This is a genomic window from Pseudomonas sp. LB3P58 (assembly GCF_054897895.1).
This window is the reverse complement of record NZ_JBUBVE010000001.1, coordinates 6,324,668-6,346,073: the sequence shown is the minus strand read 5'-3', so window position 1 is coordinate 6,346,073 and position 21,406 is coordinate 6,324,668. Positions and strand designations below refer to the sequence as shown.

Annotated in this window: 23 protein-coding genes and 1 tRNA gene; 11 read left to right on the top strand and 13 right to left on the bottom strand. The window is 54.9% G+C overall.

The window, feature by feature from the left end; all coding sequences use genetic code 11:
- Positions 1–95: 95 nt before the first annotated feature.
- The 8 genes from ACYZTZ_RS29575 to ACYZTZ_RS29540 all read left to right on the top strand — a co-directional run bounded on the left by ACYZTZ_RS29575 (position 96) and on the right by ACYZTZ_RS29540 (position 8,463).
- A complete protein-coding gene (locus tag ACYZTZ_RS29575; RefSeq protein WP_462000481.1) occupies positions 96–1,337 on the top strand; it encodes a nucleoside deaminase in 1,242 nt (413 codons plus the stop codon).
- A 130-nt stretch (positions 1,338–1,467) separates the two neighbouring features.
- A tRNA-Thr gene (locus ACYZTZ_RS29570) sits at positions 1,468–1,543 on the top strand.
- A gap of 172 nt (positions 1,544–1,715) precedes the next feature.
- Positions 1,716–3,038, top strand: a complete 1,323-nt coding sequence (locus ACYZTZ_RS29565) for a tyrosine-type recombinase/integrase (protein ID WP_462000480.1) — start codon at positions 1,716–1,718, stop codon at positions 3,036–3,038.
- A gap of 912 nt (positions 3,039–3,950) precedes the next feature.
- Positions 3,951–4,928, top strand: a complete 978-nt coding sequence (locus ACYZTZ_RS29560; protein WP_462000479.1) for an integrase domain-containing protein — start codon at positions 3,951–3,953, stop codon at positions 4,926–4,928.
- Positions 4,925–5,248 carry a hypothetical protein gene (locus ACYZTZ_RS29555; RefSeq protein WP_462000478.1) on the top strand — a complete coding sequence of 108 codons (324 nt, stop codon included), beginning with the start codon at positions 4,925–4,927 and terminating at the stop codon, positions 5,246–5,248. The genes ACYZTZ_RS29560 and ACYZTZ_RS29555 overlap by 4 nt, the downstream gene beginning before the upstream one ends.
- Positions 5,249–6,184: 936 nt before the next feature.
- Positions 6,185–6,841, top strand: a complete 657-nt coding sequence (locus ACYZTZ_RS29550; RefSeq protein WP_462000477.1) for a hypothetical protein — start codon at positions 6,185–6,187, stop codon at positions 6,839–6,841.
- Positions 6,838–7,332, top strand: a complete 495-nt coding sequence (locus ACYZTZ_RS29545) for an ImmA/IrrE family metallo-endopeptidase (protein ID WP_157225376.1) — start codon at positions 6,838–6,840, stop codon at positions 7,330–7,332. The genes ACYZTZ_RS29550 and ACYZTZ_RS29545 overlap by 4 nt, the downstream gene beginning before the upstream one ends.
- A gap of 3 nt (positions 7,333–7,335) precedes the next feature.
- Positions 7,336–8,463, top strand: coding sequence for a beta family protein (locus ACYZTZ_RS29540; RefSeq protein WP_462000476.1), 1,128 nt, complete (start codon positions 7,336–7,338; stop codon positions 8,461–8,463).
- Between the two features lie 8 nt (positions 8,464–8,471).
- Here ACYZTZ_RS29540 and ACYZTZ_RS29535 read toward each other — a convergent pair whose 3' ends face one another.
- The 5 genes from ACYZTZ_RS29535 to ACYZTZ_RS29515 form a co-directional block, all read right to left on the bottom strand.
- Entirely contained in the window at positions 8,472–9,125 is a 654-nt protein-coding gene (locus tag ACYZTZ_RS29535; protein WP_462000475.1) for an MmcB family DNA repair protein, read from the bottom strand.
- Positions 9,126–9,924: 799 nt separating this feature from the next.
- Positions 9,925–10,767, bottom strand: a complete 843-nt coding sequence (locus tag ACYZTZ_RS29530; RefSeq protein ID WP_462000727.1) for an oxidoreductase — start codon at positions 10,765–10,767, stop codon at positions 9,925–9,927.
- Positions 10,768–10,829: 62 nt separating this feature from the next.
- Entirely contained in the window at positions 10,830–11,540 is a 711-nt protein-coding gene (locus tag ACYZTZ_RS29525) for an SDR family NAD(P)-dependent oxidoreductase (protein WP_462000474.1), read from the bottom strand.
- A 43-nt stretch (positions 11,541–11,583) separates the two neighbouring features.
- On the bottom strand, positions 11,584–12,240 hold the full coding sequence (locus tag ACYZTZ_RS29520) for a DsbA family oxidoreductase (RefSeq protein ID WP_462000473.1): 657 nt from the start codon (positions 12,238–12,240) through the stop codon (positions 11,584–11,586).
- Positions 12,237–12,458 (bottom strand): tautomerase family protein, encoded by a 222-nt coding sequence (locus ACYZTZ_RS29515; RefSeq protein ID WP_150778859.1) that lies wholly within the window; start codon positions 12,456–12,458, stop codon positions 12,237–12,239. The genes ACYZTZ_RS29520 and ACYZTZ_RS29515 overlap by 4 nt, the downstream gene beginning before the upstream one ends.
- Before the next feature lie 220 nt (positions 12,459–12,678).
- Here ACYZTZ_RS29515 and ACYZTZ_RS29510 point away from each other — a divergent pair, with 220 nt between their 5' ends.
- Positions 12,679–13,002 (top strand): helix-turn-helix domain-containing protein, encoded by a 324-nt coding sequence (locus ACYZTZ_RS29510; protein ID WP_462000472.1) that lies wholly within the window; start codon positions 12,679–12,681, stop codon positions 13,000–13,002.
- Positions 13,003–13,055: 53 nt separating this feature from the next.
- Here ACYZTZ_RS29510 and ACYZTZ_RS29505 read toward each other — a convergent pair whose 3' ends face one another.
- Positions 13,056–13,241, bottom strand: a complete 186-nt coding sequence (locus tag ACYZTZ_RS29505) for a hypothetical protein (protein WP_462000471.1) — start codon at positions 13,239–13,241, stop codon at positions 13,056–13,058.
- A 325-nt stretch (positions 13,242–13,566) separates the two neighbouring features.
- Here ACYZTZ_RS29505 and ACYZTZ_RS29500 point away from each other — a divergent pair, with 325 nt between their 5' ends.
- Positions 13,567–13,860 (top strand): DUF3077 domain-containing protein, encoded by a 294-nt coding sequence (locus ACYZTZ_RS29500; protein ID WP_223433239.1) that lies wholly within the window; start codon positions 13,567–13,569, stop codon positions 13,858–13,860.
- A 55-nt stretch (positions 13,861–13,915) separates the two neighbouring features.
- On the opposite strand, the gene ACYZTZ_RS29495 is transcribed toward ACYZTZ_RS29500, so the two are convergent.
- The 7 genes from ACYZTZ_RS29495 to ACYZTZ_RS29465 all read right to left on the bottom strand — a co-directional run bounded on the left by ACYZTZ_RS29495 (position 13,916) and on the right by ACYZTZ_RS29465 (position 19,923).
- Entirely contained in the window at positions 13,916–14,593 is a 678-nt protein-coding gene (locus tag ACYZTZ_RS29495; protein ID WP_462000470.1) for an RES family NAD+ phosphorylase, read from the bottom strand.
- A complete protein-coding gene (locus ACYZTZ_RS29490; RefSeq protein ID WP_462000469.1) occupies positions 14,593–15,003 on the bottom strand; it encodes an MbcA/ParS/Xre antitoxin family protein in 411 nt (136 codons plus the stop codon). The genes ACYZTZ_RS29495 and ACYZTZ_RS29490 overlap by 1 nt, the downstream gene beginning before the upstream one ends.
- An 87-nt stretch (positions 15,004–15,090) precedes the next feature.
- Positions 15,091–15,870: a DeoR/GlpR family DNA-binding transcription regulator gene (locus tag ACYZTZ_RS29485; protein ID WP_056745536.1), complete on the bottom strand. Its 780-nt coding sequence runs from the start codon at positions 15,868–15,870 to the stop codon at positions 15,091–15,093.
- Positions 15,871–15,925: 55 nt separating this feature from the next.
- Positions 15,926–16,927: a 4-hydroxythreonine-4-phosphate dehydrogenase PdxA gene (gene pdxA, locus ACYZTZ_RS29480; protein ID WP_462000726.1), complete on the bottom strand. Its 1,002-nt coding sequence runs from the start codon at positions 16,925–16,927 to the stop codon at positions 15,926–15,928.
- Positions 16,928–16,932: 5 nt separating this feature from the next.
- A complete protein-coding gene (locus tag ACYZTZ_RS29475; RefSeq protein ID WP_462000468.1) occupies positions 16,933–18,213 on the bottom strand; it encodes a four-carbon acid sugar kinase family protein in 1,281 nt (426 codons plus the stop codon).
- On the bottom strand, positions 18,210–19,223 hold the full coding sequence (locus ACYZTZ_RS29470) for a 2-keto-3-deoxygluconate permease (RefSeq protein ID WP_056745540.1): 1,014 nt from the start codon (positions 19,221–19,223) through the stop codon (positions 18,210–18,212). The genes ACYZTZ_RS29475 and ACYZTZ_RS29470 overlap by 4 nt, the downstream gene beginning before the upstream one ends.
- A 406-nt stretch (positions 19,224–19,629) precedes the next feature.
- Positions 19,630–19,923, bottom strand: coding sequence for a type II toxin-antitoxin system RelB/DinJ family antitoxin (locus ACYZTZ_RS29465; RefSeq protein WP_462000467.1), 294 nt, complete (start codon positions 19,921–19,923; stop codon positions 19,630–19,632).
- Between the two features lie 258 nt (positions 19,924–20,181).
- Between ACYZTZ_RS29465 and ACYZTZ_RS29460 the strand changes: the two genes are divergently transcribed.
- Positions 20,182–21,204 (top strand): IS110 family RNA-guided transposase, encoded by a 1,023-nt coding sequence (locus ACYZTZ_RS29460; RefSeq protein ID WP_462000707.1) that lies wholly within the window; start codon positions 20,182–20,184, stop codon positions 21,202–21,204.
- Positions 21,205–21,406: the final 202 nt, after the last annotated feature.

The window sequence follows — 21,406 nt, the reverse complement described above, 5'->3', positions numbered from 1 at the left end:
AGCCAAAAGAACATAAACGACCTGGAAATCCTCAACTATCTTTGCAAAGCGCCAGAATTCTCTGGCATCAGGGACAGCAAGGAGCTGGGAAAATCATGAGCACATTGAACAGTGCACAGGAAGCCGTCGATACCGTCGCCAACCAAGCCATTGATGCTGCGCTGCAGCAAACCTTCGCGGTGGGCGGCGCCATCATCAACAACGCAACGGGCGAGGTCATCGCCGCGCTGCACAACAACGTTCTGATGCCTTTCCCCGGCAATGGCACCACTTACTTTCTACCCCATGACCCGACCGCCCACGGCGAGCGACAGTTGGTGGACTGGTACTACGAAAACGTCGCGCCATTGAACCTGCCACCGCCCAATCAGTTGACTGTCGTCACCACGCTGGACCCGTGCGCCATGTGCGCCGGTTCGCTGCTGACTGCAGGATTTAACGTCGCCGTCAGTGCGATCGATGACTACGCAGGCATCAACTACAACAGCCAGTTCACCTTTCCGTCGCTGCCGCCGCAGATCCGCCAACAGGCGCAGGACACCTGGGGTTATTACGCGATTGCGGCGCCTGTCAGCCGGGCTTATCAAGGTTCGACCAGCCCGGTATTCGGCGGCCAGACCATCGACTCGGCGGCTTACTTCCTCACCAGCTCGATCTTCTCCGCCAGCGTCAACACCGTACGCGAGGCCAGCAACAACAGCGGTCTGCCGCCGGATCAACTGCAAAACCCGGCCAACCTGCCGGCCAACAGCAAAGTGCGCCAGGCACTGACTGCGCTCAGCCCGTTTGCGCTGACCGTGCAATCGGCGAACCCACGCGACCCCGGCGCAGAACTCGCCCCGCCACTGTTACAAACCGCGCAACAAAGCACGGTGTTCAACTCGGTAGCCCTCATCGATCCGTTCGGCAACCTGCTGGTGTGCCTGGGCGGCGTAGAGAACCAGTCGCCGATTCGTACAGCGTTCATGGAAACCACCCGCAACTACGCGGTCATGCGCTGGACCCTGATGAACGACCCCGACCCGGCGGTTCGCGCCCAGGCCGAGCAGTACCTGACGCATCCGAAGTACGGCACCTTCGTCTTCCTCTATGCACCCGATCCCACCACACCGCAGGCCGTGATGACCTTCGGCGCCTACGGCTCGACCATGGAAGGCCCGGTTCCACAGAGCTATCCGTCCAACCTCCAATACGTGCTGCTGCCCGGCAACACCACCGCCCAAGCGTTATCGACACTGGCCCAGAACCTGCCGCCGTTCTACACGCAAAGCGTGCAAGTGGCGCCCGCGCAGGTGCTGAGTCAGGACCTGATCAACGCGGTTAAAAACGGCGTGTAAGGGGGCGAAAGCAATTGCACCGGTCGGCCCCGCAGAAGCATCCGCGGGGCCAGCCTGACGCCTGCGCAAAAATAGTCTGAATTCAGGGGTTTACAGAACCAACCCAATCGCTATAATCGTCGCCCAACACGCCGGTATAGCTCAGTTGGTAGAGCAACTGACTTGTAATCAGTAGGTCCCGGGTTCGACTCCTGGTGCCGGCACCATACAAGGTTCCAGAGAAGGCTTTCAAAATCTCTGGAACCCCCGAAAAACCCGCCTTCTGGCGGGTTTTTTCGTTTTGGGGTTCCATCGGTTTCCGTCAGAAACTGGTGGATTCCAACCCGTTTAAGGGTAGAGTTTGGGGTAAAGGTCACTTCGATAAAAGGGAGTACCCTTATGTCGCGCACCACTGCTCCACTCTCTGATTCGGCTTGCCGCTCAGCCAAGCCCACCGACCGCGCCTACAAGCTTTTCGACGGCGACGGCCTCTACCTCCTAGTCCAACCCAATGGCCGCAAAGGCTGGCGGCTCCGTTACGTCAAACCTGACGGACGGGAAGGACTGACCTCGTTCGGCAATTACCCCGTCATTGGCCTCGCCGATGCGCGCCGCAAGCGCTTGGAGATCAAGCGAATGCTGGCGGATGGCATTGATCCTATAGAGACCAAGCACCAAGCCAAGGCGGAAGCCGTGATCAAAGGCAGAACCTTTGAAAGCGTTGCGCTCGACTGGCATACGGAAATGTCGGCCAAGTGGGCACCAGGCCATTCCAAGACTGTGATGAGCCGCCTCAAAACCCACGTGTTCCCGCTGATCGGCGCCAGTGCCATTGTCGACCTCGACACCCATGACCTCATGCAGCCCTTGGAAGCGATCAAGAAGCGCGGAACGATAGACGTAGCTTTAAGGGTACAAAACTACCTGCAGAGCATCATGCGCGAGGCAAAACGCCTCCGGCTTATCACCGCAAACCCTGCTTACGACCTCGAAGGCTTGATCAAAGCCCCGCGGGTGGCACATCGCCCCGCTCTACCCTTGTCGCGACTGCCGGAACTACAGGAGCGGATCGACACCTATAAAGGCCGCGCACTTACCCGTCTAACGGTGATGCTATCGCTGCATGTGTTTGTACGCTCCAGCGAACTGCGTTTCGCCCGCTGGAGCGAGTTCGACCTTAAGCGCGGCACCTGGGAGATACCTGACACTCGACCAGCGTTGGAGGGAGTACCCTTTTCCACAAGGGGTACGAAGATGGCAGGAGATATCCATTTAGTACCCTTATCGCCACAGGCCGTGGCCCTGCTTGAACAGATCCACGCCCTCACCGGCAAATTCGACCTGGTATTTGCAGGGGATGCCAAACCCTGGAAGCCCATGTCCGAAAATACCGTGAACAACGCGCTTCGGACGATGGGATACGACACCAAAACCGATATCTGCGGGCATGGGTTTCGTTCGATGGCCTGCAGCGCACTGATCGAGTCAGGATTATGGTCGGAGACAGCCATTGAACGGCAGATGAGCCACAAGGAGCGCAACAACGTCCGAGCAGCCTATATCCACAAGGCTGAATTCCTCGAGGAGCGCAGACTGATCATGAACTGGTGGAGCCGGTACCTGGAGGCCAACCGGCAGGAGCACGTCACTCCACACGAATTCGCGAACCAGACAGGAGCGAACGTCACTCGCCTAAAAGCAAAACGTGGCGCAACTGAGTAAGCGCTCGGTCTTCATATTTCAGTGATCCGCTTGTCCACGCGGGTCCATCCAAACAGGGCTGCAAAGCCGCCCTGCTTGGATGGACCTCACTTAAAAAATCTAAAGCCCACGCAACTGTCTGTGGAAAACTACTGATTTCCACTGGTGGATAATTTCATCCACAGCCGGAGAATCCCCGAAAATTCGAGCCTTGACCCGAATTATCCACAGGCGTAGAAAAGATCGGGCAAAGCGCTGTCGTCGACAGCAACCCCAGGCAGCCAGAACCTTTGAGGCTACGCCACACCGTGGTGGTTCTCCCAAAGTGCGATTAGCGTCCGGCGGCTCGCACGGTCACAGCGATGTGATGGATGCCTACTTTTACCAGTGTGCCCACTGCGGCAACTCATCCCCTTTCATAGCTGCCCTGCAGCAAGCTATCCGCGTGGCCATTTCCTTGCGCCAACCTGCGCCCGTCTCTTTCTCCCGGAAAGAGACGGGCGCTCCTACCGCTGCTGCAGCACAACTCGTACAAGGCTTTGCGGCATTCCCCCTCGTGACAATCGGCGTGACAAACACCGAAATCACCAGCAACAGCGATGCAGATGATGGTGCCGCAGCCCAAGGAATGGACTGCACCTGACTGACAGTCAGGCATGCCCCGGTCATCGCTTCACTGCCTTCACCCGACTCAGGATCTCGCGGCGTTGGTCTCGTCAGCCAATGTAGCCTCCACCCGCCCACTTCTGCGGAAGTGCTCAGGAGGCCAGATCATGAGATGCCCAAGCTCCCGGTCGTAAGGAGCCGCCAGTCCCGCGTTAGTGGACAACCCTCACAGGTCGCAGGGGCCTTGATCCCTGATAACACTCAACATTCTTGGCGGGATGACGTGGGGAAGGTTTTAAAAGTTTTGGCTTTGAGCGGAGTTCGATCATGGCACTGGTAGGTAAACGTGACGGGCGCAATTTTGGCTATGGTCGGCAAATGAGTTATGCCGGGCCGCAGGCGTTAAAAGACATGTTCCGCGGAGGGCATTACGGGACCGTCAAAGCGCACAGTGATCGTTGGCAGGCATTCGTGCGCTGGTGCCGCTCAGACGATGGACCAGGACTCAACGATGCACGGCAGATAGATCGCCAGATATTGTCGGATTACGCGGCGCATCTGCGTCACTTAGTCGAGCGCGGCGACTTCACTATCGCCACCGCACAAAATCGATTATCCAGCGTGAACCGGACCATGGCAGCGCTTCGCGGTGATCAGCGCGTGAAAGTGCCGAGTCCGAGCAAGGCGCTGGAAATGCAGCGCACCACAATCCGCACGACAGTTCCACAAGGCCAGGATCGCGAACACGTGATGCTCATCCTAGATGCGCTCCGCAAACAGCATCCTCGTGCCGCCGCCATCGCACAGTTGGCACGCGCCACAGGGATGCGCCTGCGCGAAGCCATCTTAGCCGACCTACCGCGTCTTCAACGGGAGGTCGAACACTACGACAAGATCAACATTCAGGATGGCACCAAAGGAGGTCGCTCGGGAACGTCAGCACCTCGCTGGATATTCGCAAATGATCATATTCGCGAAGCATTGAACTACGCCGAGCATGTGTCGCCCACTGGTAGTCGGAACCTGCTGGCACCAAATGAAAGCTATCGAGACTTTCTGCGGGAAGTCGTCCGACTCGCACGGGGCATCCTGCAGACCTATCACCTCAAAGGCTTCCACGAATTGCGGGCGGCCTATGCGTGTGAACGCTATGAGCAGATCACCCAGCATCCCGCGCCCATCAATGGCGGCCATTGCTATCAACTGGAACAGCGTTTGGATCGTGAAGCTCGGGTGCAAATCAGCTATGAACTTGGTCACGGGCGTATCGACATAGTGTCGGCGTACATCGGAGGCCGAGCATGAGCAAAGCATTCGAAATGGAGCTGTTTCTGGCGGGAGTCCTGAGCGGGTCGCATTCCACGCGCCAGCGCCATATTCGGCAGGCTAAGGCTATCCAAAATGCAATTGCAGACCGCTGGCATCGAGACAATCCGTGGACGTGGCAGCAGAAGCACCTCGTATGGTTTTTAAATCACCACGTGAATGGGCATGCGGAATCATCACGCTATTACTTTGTGCTGACGATACGGTTGCTCACGAAGCGCTTAGAAAAGTCATGGCAGTTCAGCCATAAGGCGAAGGACCCTAATCGCCATAATTATCTTCGTCTTCCAGGTTCTTGAGAGTTTTCCAGCCGCTCAACCCGCATCCCGCGCGGGGCACGCATCCCTGCTAGTTGTTCATCAGTGGATGAATTTACCTTAATCGGTCTGCTCCACCGCAGTTCGACCCATTCGTTCTGAGTCCTCTCATGCTCGATGTCATCGTGAAAAACGTCCAACACCAAGCAACTCGCACTTGGCCACTCGTCTTGGCCAGATCGGCGAGATAGCGTGAAAGGTCTTCCGATAGGTTCAGGGATATCCCGATCCTGGCCGCCTCGATGGAGGACGGTTGTTGGGCATTTTAAACCGGCAAACGCTCACTTGAATTTGCAGGTCATCGCGAGGTGCTTCTCGACGTCTCCCGTTTTTAGGCTAATTTAGCTTTCTGGGCGACGTGGCTAGCATCAAGTCAGTATATCCACGCTGGGAGCTCTAAAGGCTTGATAACACACAGCATTCGTGGTCGGATCAATGACCGAGTCGATAATCGGTTTAGACTCAAGCCCTTGAATAATTTGAAGGAGCAACCCTAAACAGCATCGGAGGTTGAATATTGGCCCCGTCTAATGGCACACTGACACTAATGAGCAGATGAAAGTATATATTAAAGTTAGACATCCAATCATCATAAAAGTATAGGCAGATAGTAGGGCTACTTACTTCAAGCTTCAAGGTAGTAGAAGGAGAAAGTGCAGTGATGGAATATATAAAATCTTGGAAAGAGACTTTATCAGATATCCGAGAACGAAAGCGTATGGAGAAATCCACGCCGTCGTACTCTCAACATCGACACGATTTAACGCGCATGCAACAAACACTTTCATTTATGCTTTGTCTTTTCTTCGTGCCCCCTGCTGGCATACTCCATCTTTTATCACCAGTCTATACAGTAATTAAAGGTTTGGGAACAACAAACCGGCGCATTGCAGCGTCGACAACATGATGAACAACAGCATGCCCAACACAGCGCAAAAAAATAGTACTCCTATTCTAAATATAAGACATATGCGCTTAACAACAACGTTAGCCACATTGATTCTGGCTTTAATTATTAGTCTCTACGCCATCAAGACTCTTGCAGAAACATCCAACACCGAAACAAAAGAACAAAATCAAGAAGAGTCAAGTCTGACAAATCACAACAACCTGAAAGACTATCTTCTTATTCAGGAGATCGTCCAGTCGATGACTCCCAAAGCGGATTCCAGCACACGAGATCTCGCACTGGAAGTAAAACTCCAAGCTGAAAAAATAAAAAATCTAGAGAAAGAAGTCTCAGAATTAAGAAAACCTGACGATAACAGCGTGGCCACGCTTTTATTATCCGCTGTATCAGTAATCATCACTGTACTTGGAGTACTTATTGCGATACTAGCAATACTTGGGTATCGCAACATCAAGAACGAAGCTATTAAAGACGCTCGAAAAACCGCAAAAGAAACTGTAGAAATAGTCGCCAAAGAAGAAATTCCGAGAGCAACAGAAGAGAATATAATTAAGCTAATCGAAGAAAATAGATTCGACAGGCTAATTCAAAACGCTGTGGAAAATATTGTATATCGAGATACTTCAATGCCGGATGAAGTTGCAGATGAGGAGCGGTCAAATTGAGAACTTCGCCAGAATGGAACTCTTTGAGCGATCATCAAAGAACCGTCATATCTTCGCATCAAACTAATCTGCCAGTGGCGGTCGGAGCAATCGCCAAGGATCTCGGATTAACCATTCTTAAATCTACTATGCCAGGTTCAATTTCAGGAGAAATAAGGGAGACGGAGGGAGTTATTACGATCAAGGTTAATCGCCACGATGTTAAAGAAAGGCAACGATTTACTATTGCGCATGAAATCGCGCATTTTTTGCTACATCGTGAACGTCTCGCTGGCGGCATCACAGATGATGTACTTTATCGCTCGAGACTCTCGGATGACCTGGAAAGAGAAGCCAATAGATTAGCGGCAGATATAATAATGCCTGCATCGCTTATCCAAGAAGCGCTAATTATGCATGGTGCGCTAAAACCAGATGATCGATATAAAAAAATCGCTGAGCTCGCCCAAGTATCGCTCGCCGCAATAAAAATCAGGACGGGGAAAAAATAGTTTATGCAAGATACATTTCCAAATTGGGAATACATACCGATCTTAGCAATAAGTCTTGCTGAAATGACGGCGATTGCACAACTCCCCGACAAAGACAAAGATGAACTACTTCCGCTCTTTTCCCTGAGAGGATGGGTTAGTGCTCATCGCCTGGAAAACTCACTCAAGAAAATTGAGGAGTCCATAGGAAACCGTCCTTGGATCTCAGATATCGACGAAAAATTTCTTTCCGAAAATAAAGTATTCCTGTTCACAGGAGAATATCCAGAAAAACCCGTGTATCAAGAATTAGTGCAGCTTTTAGACCCTAGTAACAGTTATGACAATTGGTATAGTTTCATAAAAAGCCAAAAAAATGCGATCCCTTGCCTTCGACATGAAAGCCTACAAGGTATTGAGGGCCAGATTAACAAGCTGTCATCCCTTGATAGAGGGTTAGTCTTGAGGATCTGTCCAAACGAGCTAAATATTGAGAAGCATCAACGCTTGGTTACCGCTCTCAATGTTACTAAAGCGGAAAATGTTCTTATTATTTACGATCTAGGTGGGATCGACGTAAATTTCCACGAGAGGATTCCGCTTTTAGAAAGGCTGATGCTAGAAGCAAAACGCCAGATTGCAAATGTTACGATATCAATAAGCGCGTCCTCTTTCCCTTCAGGTTTTGCAGGGCAACATCGAGGAACGAACTCTATATACGAGAGAATTCTGTTTAATACAATAGCAGAAAAAGGAATCTTCAATCCTGTCGTTTATTCCGACAGAGGAAGCGCACGTGCAGAGAAACAAGATGGTGGTTCGGGAGTTCCTCCTCCTAGAATTGATTACCCATTAAAAAAAGATTGGAAATTCGTCAGACGAGAAGTTGACGATAACGCGCCAGACTCCAAAGCCAAACGCACGACTGCCTATATAGATATTGCAAAGGAAATAATCAGTGATGAATATTGGATTCCAGAGCTACGCCTTTGGGGCACCCAACAGATTGAAATAACCTCTGAAAATAATGAGTTCGGAATTTACAGCGCTCAAAAATCCACCGCAGTTCGCATCAACATCCATCTTTTCAACCAGCTTCATTACAATGCTATTGGGGATATAATTAACACCGATGAAGAGTGGGTGGATTGACCACTCTCTCATGCTACCTCGACTACGCGCTTCAAATATGGGCTTAACAAAATCACATCGGATGGTCTGACACTACCAAAAGCACAGACCTTGGCCAGGAACCTATTTGACGGCATGCTAAATCTCTTAGAAATCCCGTCTAGAAGTATGTCTTTCACATCAGATTTAGAAATCTTATTCAACCTACTTGAGACTTCGATTTTCAACTCATACATTGCAAGGTCGGAAGGAATTATGCCGATCCGCCTAGCTAGAAGGGAGACTTCTCTCTTCGTCATAAGCTCAAGGTAATTTTGCTTAGATATATTTTTAATCAGACGCCCCTTGCGAATAACCTTTAACCCGTCCGAGGTCACCTCCCAAACCGCCACATCATCATCAGCGATAGCGAGGACCCCTTCAACGTACTTCCCAGCAACGGCAACAATGACGCGATCGAAGTATTTTCTATACTCTTCGAGCTGTCCCGCCAATCGAAATAACGAATCTTTTTCGCTCTTAATTTCAATTGCGACCATCTCTTGATTCCGAATATAACCAAGATCTACCCTGCGAGCTTTTCTTGCCAAGTTCATCTCACTAAAAACAATGGACGAAAAATCAATCTGCCCTGTTTTCAAAAGCTTGTCTAAAACCGTCGTTTTAATCTCTTTCTCACCCATATTTAAACACCGCTTTCATACATTTAACCAACGCACACAGCCCAATAACAAAGCATCTCTGCAGCAGACACGAAAACAAAATATTTTCAGCCCTCCTGACATTTTCAGCACTCCCCGAACTTTCTGGAAAATATTAATTATCCACAGTATCGAAACTTAAGTATAACCTGCATTGAAATCAATATAAAGCTAGAATTCTGCACCGCTCCAGATAAGTCGGCAACCGGACGTCATCACTACTCTTTCACTAGCACGCATAATATTTATGGCGTTTCTAGGTTATTCCAAAAATACAATTCTAATTCAACTCAAGCCAGCAATATTACAACTATCCAACTCCAAACAGCGCGCATTTTCTATTGATGCCTTTATCTAGCATGCCATGCATTACCGCTGCATAAACGAAGTACTCCCTATTACTGGGCGCAATCCGATTAAAACGAAAATCAAATAATAAGATCAATCAGAAAGCGGGGACATGCCACGATTATGGGATGGGCCGTTTTATCAGTTAGTAAAATCGTGGTCTGCATGGGTTGAAGATATCTAGGATACGGGGAGCAGTCCAAATGAGCTTGCAAGGTGCGTAGAAAATCCAAGGCAATTCAGTGAGGACCAGCCGCTTAAGGATAGAAATAGGGGTAAATAGGAGCTCAGCACGAACACAAGCTACTGAGATAATTACCATTTTTTGTATAGTTCGACTCCTGGTGCCGCACCATACAAAACAAAGCCCTCGTAGAAATACGAGGGCTTTGTTGTTTCCGGGGTTTGAGTTTCTATGCCCCGAGGGTTTCGATCAGTCGAACTCCGTCGACTCCGAAAGGTGCTCCCAAGCGTCGATTTCCGCCTGAAGGTGCGCAATCTTTTCGCGCACCAGCCTCACAGCATCCTTACCCAGTAACAGATGAACCGGCGGCTTTTCAGCAGCCACCAGGGTCAACAATGCCTGCGCCGCCTTGTGCGGATCGCCGGCCTGCTTGCCACTCTTTTCTTCACGCGCCTTGCGGACCGGATCGAACACCGCGTCGTACTCACCCAATGTGCGACCCGAACGGATCATCGAGCGGCCTGCCCATTCGGTACGAAACGAGCCCGGCGCCATGGCGGTCACGTGGATGCCCAGACTTTCCACTTCTTTGGCCAGCGCTTCACTCACGCCTTCGAGGGCGAATTTGCTGCCGCTGTAGTAGGCGATGCCCGGCAACGTGATGAAGCCGGCCATGGAGGTGATGTTGACGATATGCCCGCTGCGCCGCTCACGCATACCGGGCAGAACCGCCTTGATCATTGCCACCGCGCCAAACACATTAACGTCGAACTGGCGCTGCAGCTCAGTCAGAGGTGACTCCTCTAGAATGCCCTCATGACCATAACCGGCGTTGTTCACCAACACGTCGATCTGGCCTACCTCGCGCAGAATATCGGCCACCAGCGGCTCGATCGCCGGAAAATCGGTGACATCGAGCACGAACGCTTTGGCGCGATGGGCGTCCAGCGCTTCAAACGCAGCACGCTCGGATTCGCGCCGCACCGTCCCCACCACCGTGTGCCCAGCCGCCAGCGCTGCTTGCGAAAAAGCCAGACCGAAGCCTGAACTGACCCCGGTGATCAGGAAAACCTTGTGAACATGGATGGTCATGGTGCGCTCTCCAATGAAAACGCCGTCGACATTGATCGACGGCGCTTCGGACAAGTCAGGTCTTAGTGACCCGCGCTCTGACCACCATCAACGTGCAGGATCTCGCCGGTGACAAAGTTGGCGCTGTCCAGATACACGACGGCCTGCGCAATGTCGCTGATCTCGCCCATGCGCCCGACCGGGTGCAGATTGCCCAGCGCTTCATGGGTTTCTTCGCCGTGCATTGGCGTCTTGATGATGCCGGGGCTGACCGCGTTCACACGAATCCCACGCTTGGCGTATTCGATGGCCAGGGATTTGGTCGCCGCGTTCAGGCCACCTTTGGTCAACGACGCGAGTACCGATGGCACACCGTCGATGGCGTGGTCCACCAGGCTGGTGGTGATGTTGACGACGTGGCCGCTGCCTTGTTTTTCCATCTCGGTGATCGCGAGTTGGGTGATGTAGAAAAAGCCATTCAGGTTTACCGACAACACGGCGGCGTAGTCTTCCGGGGTGTAAGCGGTGAACGGCTTGGCAACGAAGATCCCGGCGTTGTTGACCAGGGTGTCGATGCGGCCAAAACGTGCGATGGCTTCACGGATGACTTGCTGGGCGACTTCCGGGTTGCCGATATTGCCCGCCACGGTGAGGATGTCGGGGTCGGTGGACGGTTTGATCGAACGTGAAGTGGCGACAACCTTGTAATCCAGATCACGGAACGCCTTGACCATGCCTGCGCCGAGACCTTGGGAGGCGCCAGTAATAACGATGACTTTCTTCGAATTGCTCATGATGAACCTCAACTAATAAATGATGGTTTGAAAAAGTAAGTAATCAGGCTTCGGCGGGGGCCTTCGCCATTTGTCTCAACATCTGTTCGTAGTACTCGACCGACTGCGAACCGGACACCAGGTGACGACCGTTTAGCACCATGGCCGGAACCGAATTGATGCCGCGCTGGCGGTAAAACTCTTCATGCTCACGCACTTCTTTAGCGAACGCTCCGGACGCCAACACTTCTTGAGCAGCCCCCGCATCCATTCCCGCTTCAGCAGCCAGACCAACCAGCGTCTCGCGATCGCTCGGGTTCTGGCCGTCGGTGAAGTAAGCGCGCAGCAGGATCTTCTTGAGTGCGACCTGCCGCCCTTCCTGCAACGCCCACATCAACAACCGGTGAGCATCAAAGGTGTTGTAGAAGTGGCTGCGCTTCTCCAGATCGAACTTGAAGCCAATGGCCTCACCGCGAGCGATCTGCATCGCCTTGCCGGCGGCGACGTCTTCGGCGGTTCGTCCATATTTGCGCATCAAGTGCTCGACCGCTTTTTCACCGACTGCCGGCATGTCCGGGTTCAACTCGAAGGGCTTGTAGGTCAGCTCGACCGACACTTCACCGGCCACGTTTTCGATGGCCTGCTCCAGCGCCGTCGCGCCCAACGCGCACCACGGGCACACCACGTCGGAGATGAAATCGATGGAGACGGACGCGGTCACGACTTGCCCTCCGCCTCAGCCAGCTGCTTGCGGTACTGGGTGGTAGTGATGCCGGCGTAGCCCCAGTTATCGGTGTCGACTTCTTCGATCACGATGTGGGTCAGGTGCGGATCCTTGTTGAGGACGCGTTCCAGGGTTTCAGTGATTTCGGCGATCACCTGAGCTTTCTGCTCAGAGGTAACGCCATCGCGGGTGATGCGTACGCTTACGAAAGGCATGAGGAATCTCCAGTGACCTTCCCTTCGGAATGAATGGGTAGGCGTTGGAGCTCAATGTAGGGGGTTGGCTGGAGGGGATAAAGGTGGGGGCGGGAACATCATTAGTTACTTGGTGTAATGAGTTATGCCTCGCAGACACAATACGTTTGCATCAAAAACGATCAATCGACTAGCCTGCATTTATCGTAAATTTTAGATAAATCAAAGGAGGGAGACGTTCATGGCAATTCAATTTTTCGACAGCCCATTCCATGCCACGCATCACAGCGAAGTCGCTAGCAAAAAAGCGTTGAAGATGGAGCTATCGATATTCATCACTGACTACATCAAAACCCTGGGCCTCAAACAAAGTGAGGCTGCAGCCAGGTTGAACGTGACCCAATCACGCGTCTCAGAACTCACCACTGGCAAGATCGAGAAATTTACGATCGATGCAATGATGGACATGCTGGATAAACTCGGCTTTCGAACGACTTTTACCTTGCCGTCCAACGATGGCGGGGCTTTGCCTCTGATCGTAATTTCACAAGCTAACGCCTGCTAGACGTTGTGCGATTTTGCAGTAGGACTCAGCCCCTTCTGATGTAGTCCGTCTTGTTACGTGTCGCTTTTTTTCACTTTCAGCGACACGTTATTAGAACGTGTCGCTGGAGACGACATACGCGAGTCGATGCGTTCCTTCGTTAACGGCCTCCCCTCAGCGATTGGAAGCGTTTGGCTCTCATTCATTTCGCGTACAGATTCCAGCAAATCCTTTTGAAACTTATCCAATTCAATGTCCATTCCTGATATCTCCTTCAGCAAGTCGGCAAGGCCATCAGCACGCCTTCTTCAAATTATGAAAATTATGGCTGACCAATAATTATTGCCCAGCCATAAAAATCACTAAAACCTTCACCCCACGCCACCACCTAGCCACGATTGCGCATCCTCCCCTCTCCAGCTACCTTCAACCCGTCGCTGCCAATTCAGCGACCGGGCCTGAGAACTCGAATTCGATGCAGAAACCAATCGGAGTTCTCCTTATGCATGCCCGCAATCCATTCAAAATTTTCGCTACTGCTACACCGGGTCACGCCCACCACCGCCCAAAAACCGGAGGTGCCCAATGACCAACCCCCAAGACCTGAAAACCATCGGCCTCACCCCTTTCTCCTACCACGACAACCAACCGCTGTTCCGCATCAACGCCGGCGTCCCGGTCATCCAGGCCCTCTCCCACGCCTCCGACCTGCTCCACATCGCCAAACTTCTCGCATCTGACGCCGCCATGGTTCGTGACACCGACCGGCATGCCTGGGCGTCGCATTTTTTGCAGGATATGAGTAAGGCGATCATCGATGACGTAGCGAAGGTGCTCGATGCACCGGGTAACAACCGAGCCAGTAACGTCGCGCCATAAACAAATCGCACACAAGAAAAAGCCCCGAATCAATCGGGGTTTTTCAGTTTCCGGCTCACACCTCGCTGACCTCAAACACAAACGAAATCTTCCGACTGCTCGCACTCCACACATAACGAATGTGCTTGCCTTGCTTCGGAATAGACACGGCCGGCGGCCGAAACGCAGCGACACACTCATGCCCAGGCAGCCGAACACTGTTGTAAAGCAGCCCCCACGACAAGGTTTCACGCAGTTGCCGGGCAAACGCCTGTGACGGCCCGTAAGCGTCAGGATCCGGGTTGTGCAGCTCGGGGTAGTGTTGGCGAACGTCGTGCATCGGTTTAACGACTTTGTTGACGTAGGTGCGTAAGGTCAACTCGATGTCCGGCTCGTTGGTCGCGGCGAGGAAGCGTTCCTGGTGATAGCTCGTTTCGGCGATGGCGGCGGCCTGGCTGCTGGCGGCGTAGTAGACGCCGTAGGTGCCGTCGGTGAAGCGGCTGGTTTTACCGATGTGGGTGAACGCGGCCATGACCGGTGATGAGCCGGGGCCGGAGATTCGGTCTTCGGGCAGCACGCGGGAGAGCACGCCGGCTTCTTGCGCCAACCGGTCGTTGGTCAGGGCTTCCAGGGCGTAGGCGGTTTGCAGGTCTTCGGGGTCGAGCACGTCTTCAAACAGGGTGATCGGGGGGAACGCGCTGTTGATCATCCGGTAAGCACGGTTCCACTCGGGGAGCGCTACTTCCGGGGCCATCAGCCGCGGACGCCATCGAGGTAGCGACGCACGTCAGCGATGTCCACTACCCGGCCGACCAGCATATAGCTCAACGCGGATTGACCATTGAATGGCGCGGCAGTGTTCGGACTGCTGACCCATTTGTAGGCGCGGTCGCGGTTGTTGCTGAAGATGATGCTGAGCGCTTTGTGGATGCCCATCAGGTAGGAGATGCGCTCCAGGGTGTCGTGCGGGAGACGCACATTGGGCGGCAGGTGTTTGTATTTATAGAAGGTGGTGTTGCCGACTTTGCCCAACAGCGTGCGCTGTTCTTCGGCGGTGCAGCCCCAACGCTCCATCAGGTTGAAGAAGAACTTGAGCGCCACACGGCCGGCTTCCGGGGTGTCGAGCTCTTGGGGAGCCGTGCGGACGGGGGATGAAGTGGCCATTGGAAGGACTCCTTCGGGCAAAGGGATGTGCCTTCAGAGTAGTACAGATCTGAACATCTTTTAAGTTTTTGTTCGTTTGCGGATTTTCTAAGGCTTTTCGACGATCACGGTTTCCACAGTGATTTGCTGAATCGCCCGAAACGGCGCCAGTGCCGCTTCATCGGCCGTAGCACCGGTAATCAACCGCCATTCCCGCTCAATCGGCGTCCAATGCTGTTGCCGCGCACGACCGAGTTTGTCGGTGTCGGCGAGGACAACAATCTGCGCCGCACGCTTGATGATGCATTCCTTCAGATACGCCTGCTGCGCGCTCGCTTCGCACAAACCAAACTCGGCAACCACGCCGTCAGCACCAAGGAAGGCTTTGTCGACACTCAACCGGCTCAACGTCAGCTCGGCCAACGGCCCCAACGTGCTCATGCTCGAACCGCGCAGATCGCCGCCGATCAAGGTCAGTCGCACGCCCGGCGCATTGGCCAGGGTCATCACGGCCAGCAGGTTGTTGGTGACCACGTGCACGTCTTGTCGCGAGCACAGATGATGGGCCAGTGCGGCGCAGGTGGTGCCGCCGTCGAGCAAGACGGTATCGCCATCCTGGACGTGAGCCGCTGCCGCCTGGGCGATGGCGTCTTTCTGCTCCCACTGGCTGGTCTTGCGCTCTTCCAGCGAAGCTTCCGGCTCATGAACGCCCACCACCGCAGTCGCGCCACCGTAGGTGCGCACCAGATGCCGCTGTTTGGCGAGCATGGTCAGGTCGCGCCGCACCGTCGCCTCCGAGACCCCGAGCGCCGCGCTCAATTGCTCGACGTTGGCATCGCCAATACGCACGAGATCGAGGATGGCGCGGTGGCGTTCGGATGCTTTCATGGCGGGTCTCGTTGTATGGACGGTGGTCGATCTTACACGACCGCGTCCCTGCGACTCATCCCCGTCGCGTGGCAAGCTCCGCACCCTGGCGCAGCGCTTCGAGCAGGCTGCGTTCATCGGCTATGCCCTTGCCCGCGATATCGAAAGCGGTGCCGTGGTCGACCGACGTACGGATCACGTCCAGGCCGACGGTCACATTCACGCCCGCTTCAAGTCCCAGCACTTTGACCGGGCCGTGGCCCTGGTCGTGATACATCGCCACCACCAGATCGAAGTCGCCGCGTCCGGCACGGAAGAACAGCGTGTCGGCGGGCAGTGGGCCCGTCACGTCGAGGCCGCGTTCCTGCAACAGCTTCACCGCCGGGATGATTTTTTCTTCCTCTTCGCCATAGCCGAACAAACCGTTTTCGCCGGCATGGGGATTGATCCCGCACACGCCGATACGCGGCTTGGCGATGCCGGCCTTGATCAGCGTCGCGTTGCCGCGCTCGATCGTGCGCTGGACCAGGCCCGGCTCGATCTTGCGGATCGCGTCGATGATGCCGATGTGGGTCGTGACGTGAATCACCCGCAGCTGCGGCGCCACCAGCATCATCGACACTTCGTCGACGTTGGTCAGGTGCGCGAGCATTTCAGTATGGCCCGGGTACTTGTGGCCGCCGGCGTGCAGCGCTTCCTTGTTCAGCGGCGCGGTGCAAATCGCATCGATCTGTTTGGCTTGTGCCAGCTCGACGGCACGGGCGATGTATTGATAAGCAGCGTCACCGGCGATAGGCGACAGCTCGCCGAACGGCAGATCGTCGGGGATCAGGTCGAGGTCGATGCAGTCAATGGTGCCGGCCTCGTACAACGCCTGGGAGGCGTCCTCGATACGGCGCACTTTGGCGCTGCCGCCGACGATGACATTGGCCTGCTCAAGACGACGGGCATCGCCGATGACCAGCGGCCGGCATTGTTGGTAGACGACGTCATGAGTCAGGCTCTTGACGATGATTTCCGGACCGACGCCCGTGGCGTCGCCCATGGTGATGCCGATGATCGGGAGGTAGTTGTTCATAGTGTTCATTCGAGTCCTTGGATTCGTGTGCGTTTGGGCGGGGAGCGATCGGCGCTATCGCTCAGGTGTTGCCATGCCGCGTACAACGCGTGATCGCTGCCGAACGCGCCCGCCTTGGTAACAATTGCGGGACGATGGCCTTGCCGGGAAACGGTCGGTCGCGCGAAGGCGACGCCAGCTTCGATTTCCGTCAGCAATTGCAGGCTGTCGATCCCGACGGTGGTCAATATGGCCCGCGCCGTCTCGCCGCCCGTGGCGATCAGGCCGCCGACCTTGGCGAAATGCGGTTCTACCAGCACGGCCAGCATGGCCGAGAGTTGCGCGCCCTCTTGGGGATCGAACGCTTCATCGCGGCCGATGCGCAGCAACAGGTCGCTCCAGCCGTCCAGTTGCTCACCGATGCGCGCCTGCCAGAGTGCCCAATCGTCATGGGTTGTGCCTTGGCGAAGGACCTCAGGCGGGACGACCAGTTCGCTAACCCCACCGAGCTCGTTGAGCAGCGCGCACTGCCGCTCGCAGACGCCGGACAGACTGCCGACGAGTATCAAAATAGGTGCCTGACTTTTTTCGAGCGCAGCGGGGTCGATGACTGCGTCGCGTACTTCGGAGAAATCGGGAAGGCTGGCTATTTCCCGCGCAAGGCCACCCGAACCGATCCAGAACAGTGGCTGGTCCATCGACGCGGTCAGGCGAGCGAGGGTTAGCAAGTCGTCTTCGGTCTGCGCATCGACGATCAAAGCCTGCGTGCCGCTGCGGGCGACTTCGGCAATGTGCCGGGCGAGCGCGCCTTCGTTGCCGCGCAAGGTGTCGAGGTCAAGTTTCGCGGTGGTCAGACCTGCGGTGACAAGCATCGCTTCGACATCGGCCGGGCGGTCGGCATTTTCCAGTTTCCAGGTATCGGTGGTTTCCAGCGGCTGGTCGTTCACGAACACCCGACCGCCGCGCAACGTACGGCCTGTAGCAGGAAATGCCGGGGCAACAATGGCCAGACCCGCCAACGGTTGCAGGGCGGCGACTTCCGCCGCCCAGTTGCCGCGCAAGGTCGAATCGATTTTCTTGTACAGCCGCTGCCCGGGTTGATGCAGTGCCTTGAAGGCGGCGACGGTACGCTCGGCGGCCCGCGCCGGTGAGAGGCGCCGGGTGTCCGTGTCGGCGGCAATCACTTGAGCGTCAGCCTTGTCATTCAAGGGGTCGAGCGTGACGACCGTTTGCATTCCCGCGCTCGCAAAGCCGATGGCGCAATCCGCCGCGCCCGACAGATCGTCAGCGATGATCAGCATCCTCATCGCAAGGCCTCCTGCTTTTGAGGTTCAATTTCTGGCTCAGGAATGGCGATGGGGTTGCGCTGCTGCACGCGCTTGGCGACGGCGGCGGTGAGCAGCGGCGCGAGGATCGCGGTCACTACGACGCAGGAAGCCACCAGGATTGTCGCGCTCTTGGCTGCTTCGGCGTACACCGGATTGGCTGCCGCGATCAGCGCAGGGACGGCGGCGGCATTCCCGGCGGTGGTGGCGGCTGCAACACCGGCGACGCCAGTGCCGCCGGTCAAACGGTCAGCGAAGAACAGCGGGATACCGGTCAGCACGACAACCGCAACACCCATGCCGAGACCCAGCAAACCGGCCTGCCAGACGTTATGCAAATCCAGGCTGGCGCCGAGAGCCAGGGCGAAGAACGGGATCATGACGGGAACGGCTTTGGCCAGAAAATCGCGCATGTCACGGTCGAGATTGCCCAACAACATACCGAGCGCCAGCGGCAGGATGCTGCCCACCAGCGTCGGCCAGGGGAATGCCGACAGCCCAGCGATACCCAAAGTGACCATCGTCAGAAAAGGACCGGACTCCAACGACATGACCGAGTAGGCGCCGACGTCTTCGGAGCGACCGTACTGCCCCATCAGCGCCATATATAAGCCGCCGTTGGTGTCGTTCATCGCAGCGACCACCGCCAGCGTTGAAATGCCGGCGAAGAGTCCCGAGGAAATCGGCTGCTCGCCCAGGAAGTGCCCGAGCACAATACCAATGAGGACGGCGATGCCGACTTTCGTCGCGAGCAACGTACCGCCCTTCTTGAGCAAGTAAGGCGTGGCCTTGATGTTGATGCTCGCGCCCATGCAGACGTAGAACACCGCGAGGATCGGCAGCGCCCCGGTGAACAGTGCATTGGTGAATGAGCCGAAAAACTTGGGCGTGTCGGGCAGGAAGGTTGCCACCAGCGAGCCAATCAGCAGGGGCACGATCATCATGCCGCCCGGTATGCGCTCAATGGTGCGTTTAATAGGAAATTGGGCCACGAGGGTCTCCTTTTATAATTGTTGGGTAAGACGTGCATCACCTCGAAACTGACTGAACCGATCATTTACTGATTGCTTCAGTCAAATTTATCTTAGGCCTTCGGTTTAATTTGCGCAAATCAATCATTCAAATGATCGTTTCGATCATTCGGATGGAAAATCTAGGCTGTGACGGGCAGCTCGAATCGCCAGGTGGCGCAAGCCAGAGCACTGCAGCGCCCACAAAAAAGCCCCGAACCAGTCGGGGCTTGTGTTGAGAGGCGTTACTTGAACAGTTCGGAATGACTTCCGAGATCAACAAATGTGATCAGATCGGAGCGCGTGTGCTCATAAATCATCAAGAATCTGAAGGACTTCATTCATGTCACAGCGTCCGGACCGATGTTTGTGCGCACTGTTGGGCAGCTCAGCGCGCTTTTGCTTTTGCTTTTTCTCCGGTTCCGCCATCAGCGTCCCTCAGCATGTCGTCTATCGAGTCGAACCGCTGGCGAATGCCTCGTGCTTCCGTCATGGCGCGGGCCGTCTTCTCCGAAGGGACGCGCACCTCAAACGGGAGGCCCTGAGTTGCTACAACCTGACGAAGAAAAAGACGCATGGCATCACTGATGCTCAGGCCGCAAGCACTCAAGACCTCAGTAGCCTGCGCCTTCAAATCCTCATCAATGCGGCAACGCACTGTAGTTTTCAGCAATATGCCCATGGTAGTAACCAAAATCAGCTGGATTCCTCGCCCAGTATTTCAACTGTTTGAGCTCGCGATGAATATCAGCCTGATCCCTTTCCTACTCGAGAACCGTCCTGGTTCAACGCAGGAAATAGCTGAGAGCGTTGAGCTCTAAATCGCGCCCACAAAAAAGCCCCGAACCAGTCGGGGCTTAATGAGATGGTCAGCCTGACCGAGAAGCCCTGCAGGTTTACGCTTGCAGGGCTTTTCTCGTTTTTCGGCGGAGGATCTCTCATGAACACGATGACGCTTCTCGGTATCGACATTGGCAAACACAGCTTCCACCTGCATGGCCAGGACGCCAAAGGTCATCAGGTATTGCGCAAGAAAACCAACCGCGGACAATTGCTCAACACATTGGCCCAGCTACCGGCCTGCACGGTGGTGATGGAGTCTTGCGGCGGCGCCCACTGGCTGGCTCGACAGATCAGGGCCTTGGGTCACGAGGTGAAGCTGATTGCTCCGCAGTACGTCAAACCGTTCGTCAAAGGCAATAAAAACGACTTCATTGATGCCGAAGCGATTTGCGAGGCGGCAAGCCGCCCCGCGATGCGCTTCTGCTCGATCAAAACCGCAGAGCAACAAACACTTTCAGCCCTACATCGGGTCCGCGATTCATTGATTGGCCATCGCATCGTCGCGACCAACCAGATTCATGGCTTTCTGCTGGAGTTCGGGATCAGCCTACCCATTGGCATCGCTGCGTTGCACCGCGTGCCGGCGCTGTTGGATGACCCGCAGCACCCGGTTCCATTGCGTCTCAAGGGCTTGGTAATGCGCCTGCATCATCAAATTCAACAGTTCAATGATGAAATCAAGGACATCGAGTCCAGCCTGAAACAGCAGTTGAAAGAAGATGATACCGGCGGTCGTTTGCAGAGCATTCCGGGCATCGGCCCCATCACCGCCAGCGCGTTACTGGCGGACGTGGGTGATGCGTCGAACTATCGCAATGGGCGCGATTTTTCCGCTTCGTTAGGGTTGGTGCCGAAGCAGTATTCAACGGGTGGAAAGACGGTGCTGCTGGGGATCAGCAAGCGCGGCGACAAGCACATACGTCGATTGCTGGTACAGGGCGCGCGATCGATCATGCTGCGTATCGACAAACGAGAGGATGCGCTAGGGTCTTGGGTCCGTGAGTTGCTGACGCGTCGGCACTCCAATGTCGTCGCGTGTGCGTTGGCAAACAAACTGGCGCGAATCGTGTGGGCGGTACTGGCCAAGGGTGGCCAGTACAACCCACATCCGAACACTTGAAGCTACAGCTTTATCACCGGCTTTTGCGATATCACTGACTGATGACAGTAAACGGCAAATGGCCCGACTGAGAACCTGGCATGGAAATCAGCTTTGAAGGCTGAGGGCTTTTTTAGGACAGTCGGGAGCGGCTACTCATCGAGGGCCGAGCGTTGTTACCGCAACGCTCACAATGAGCCCGGATACATTAGCGCAAGCCAGC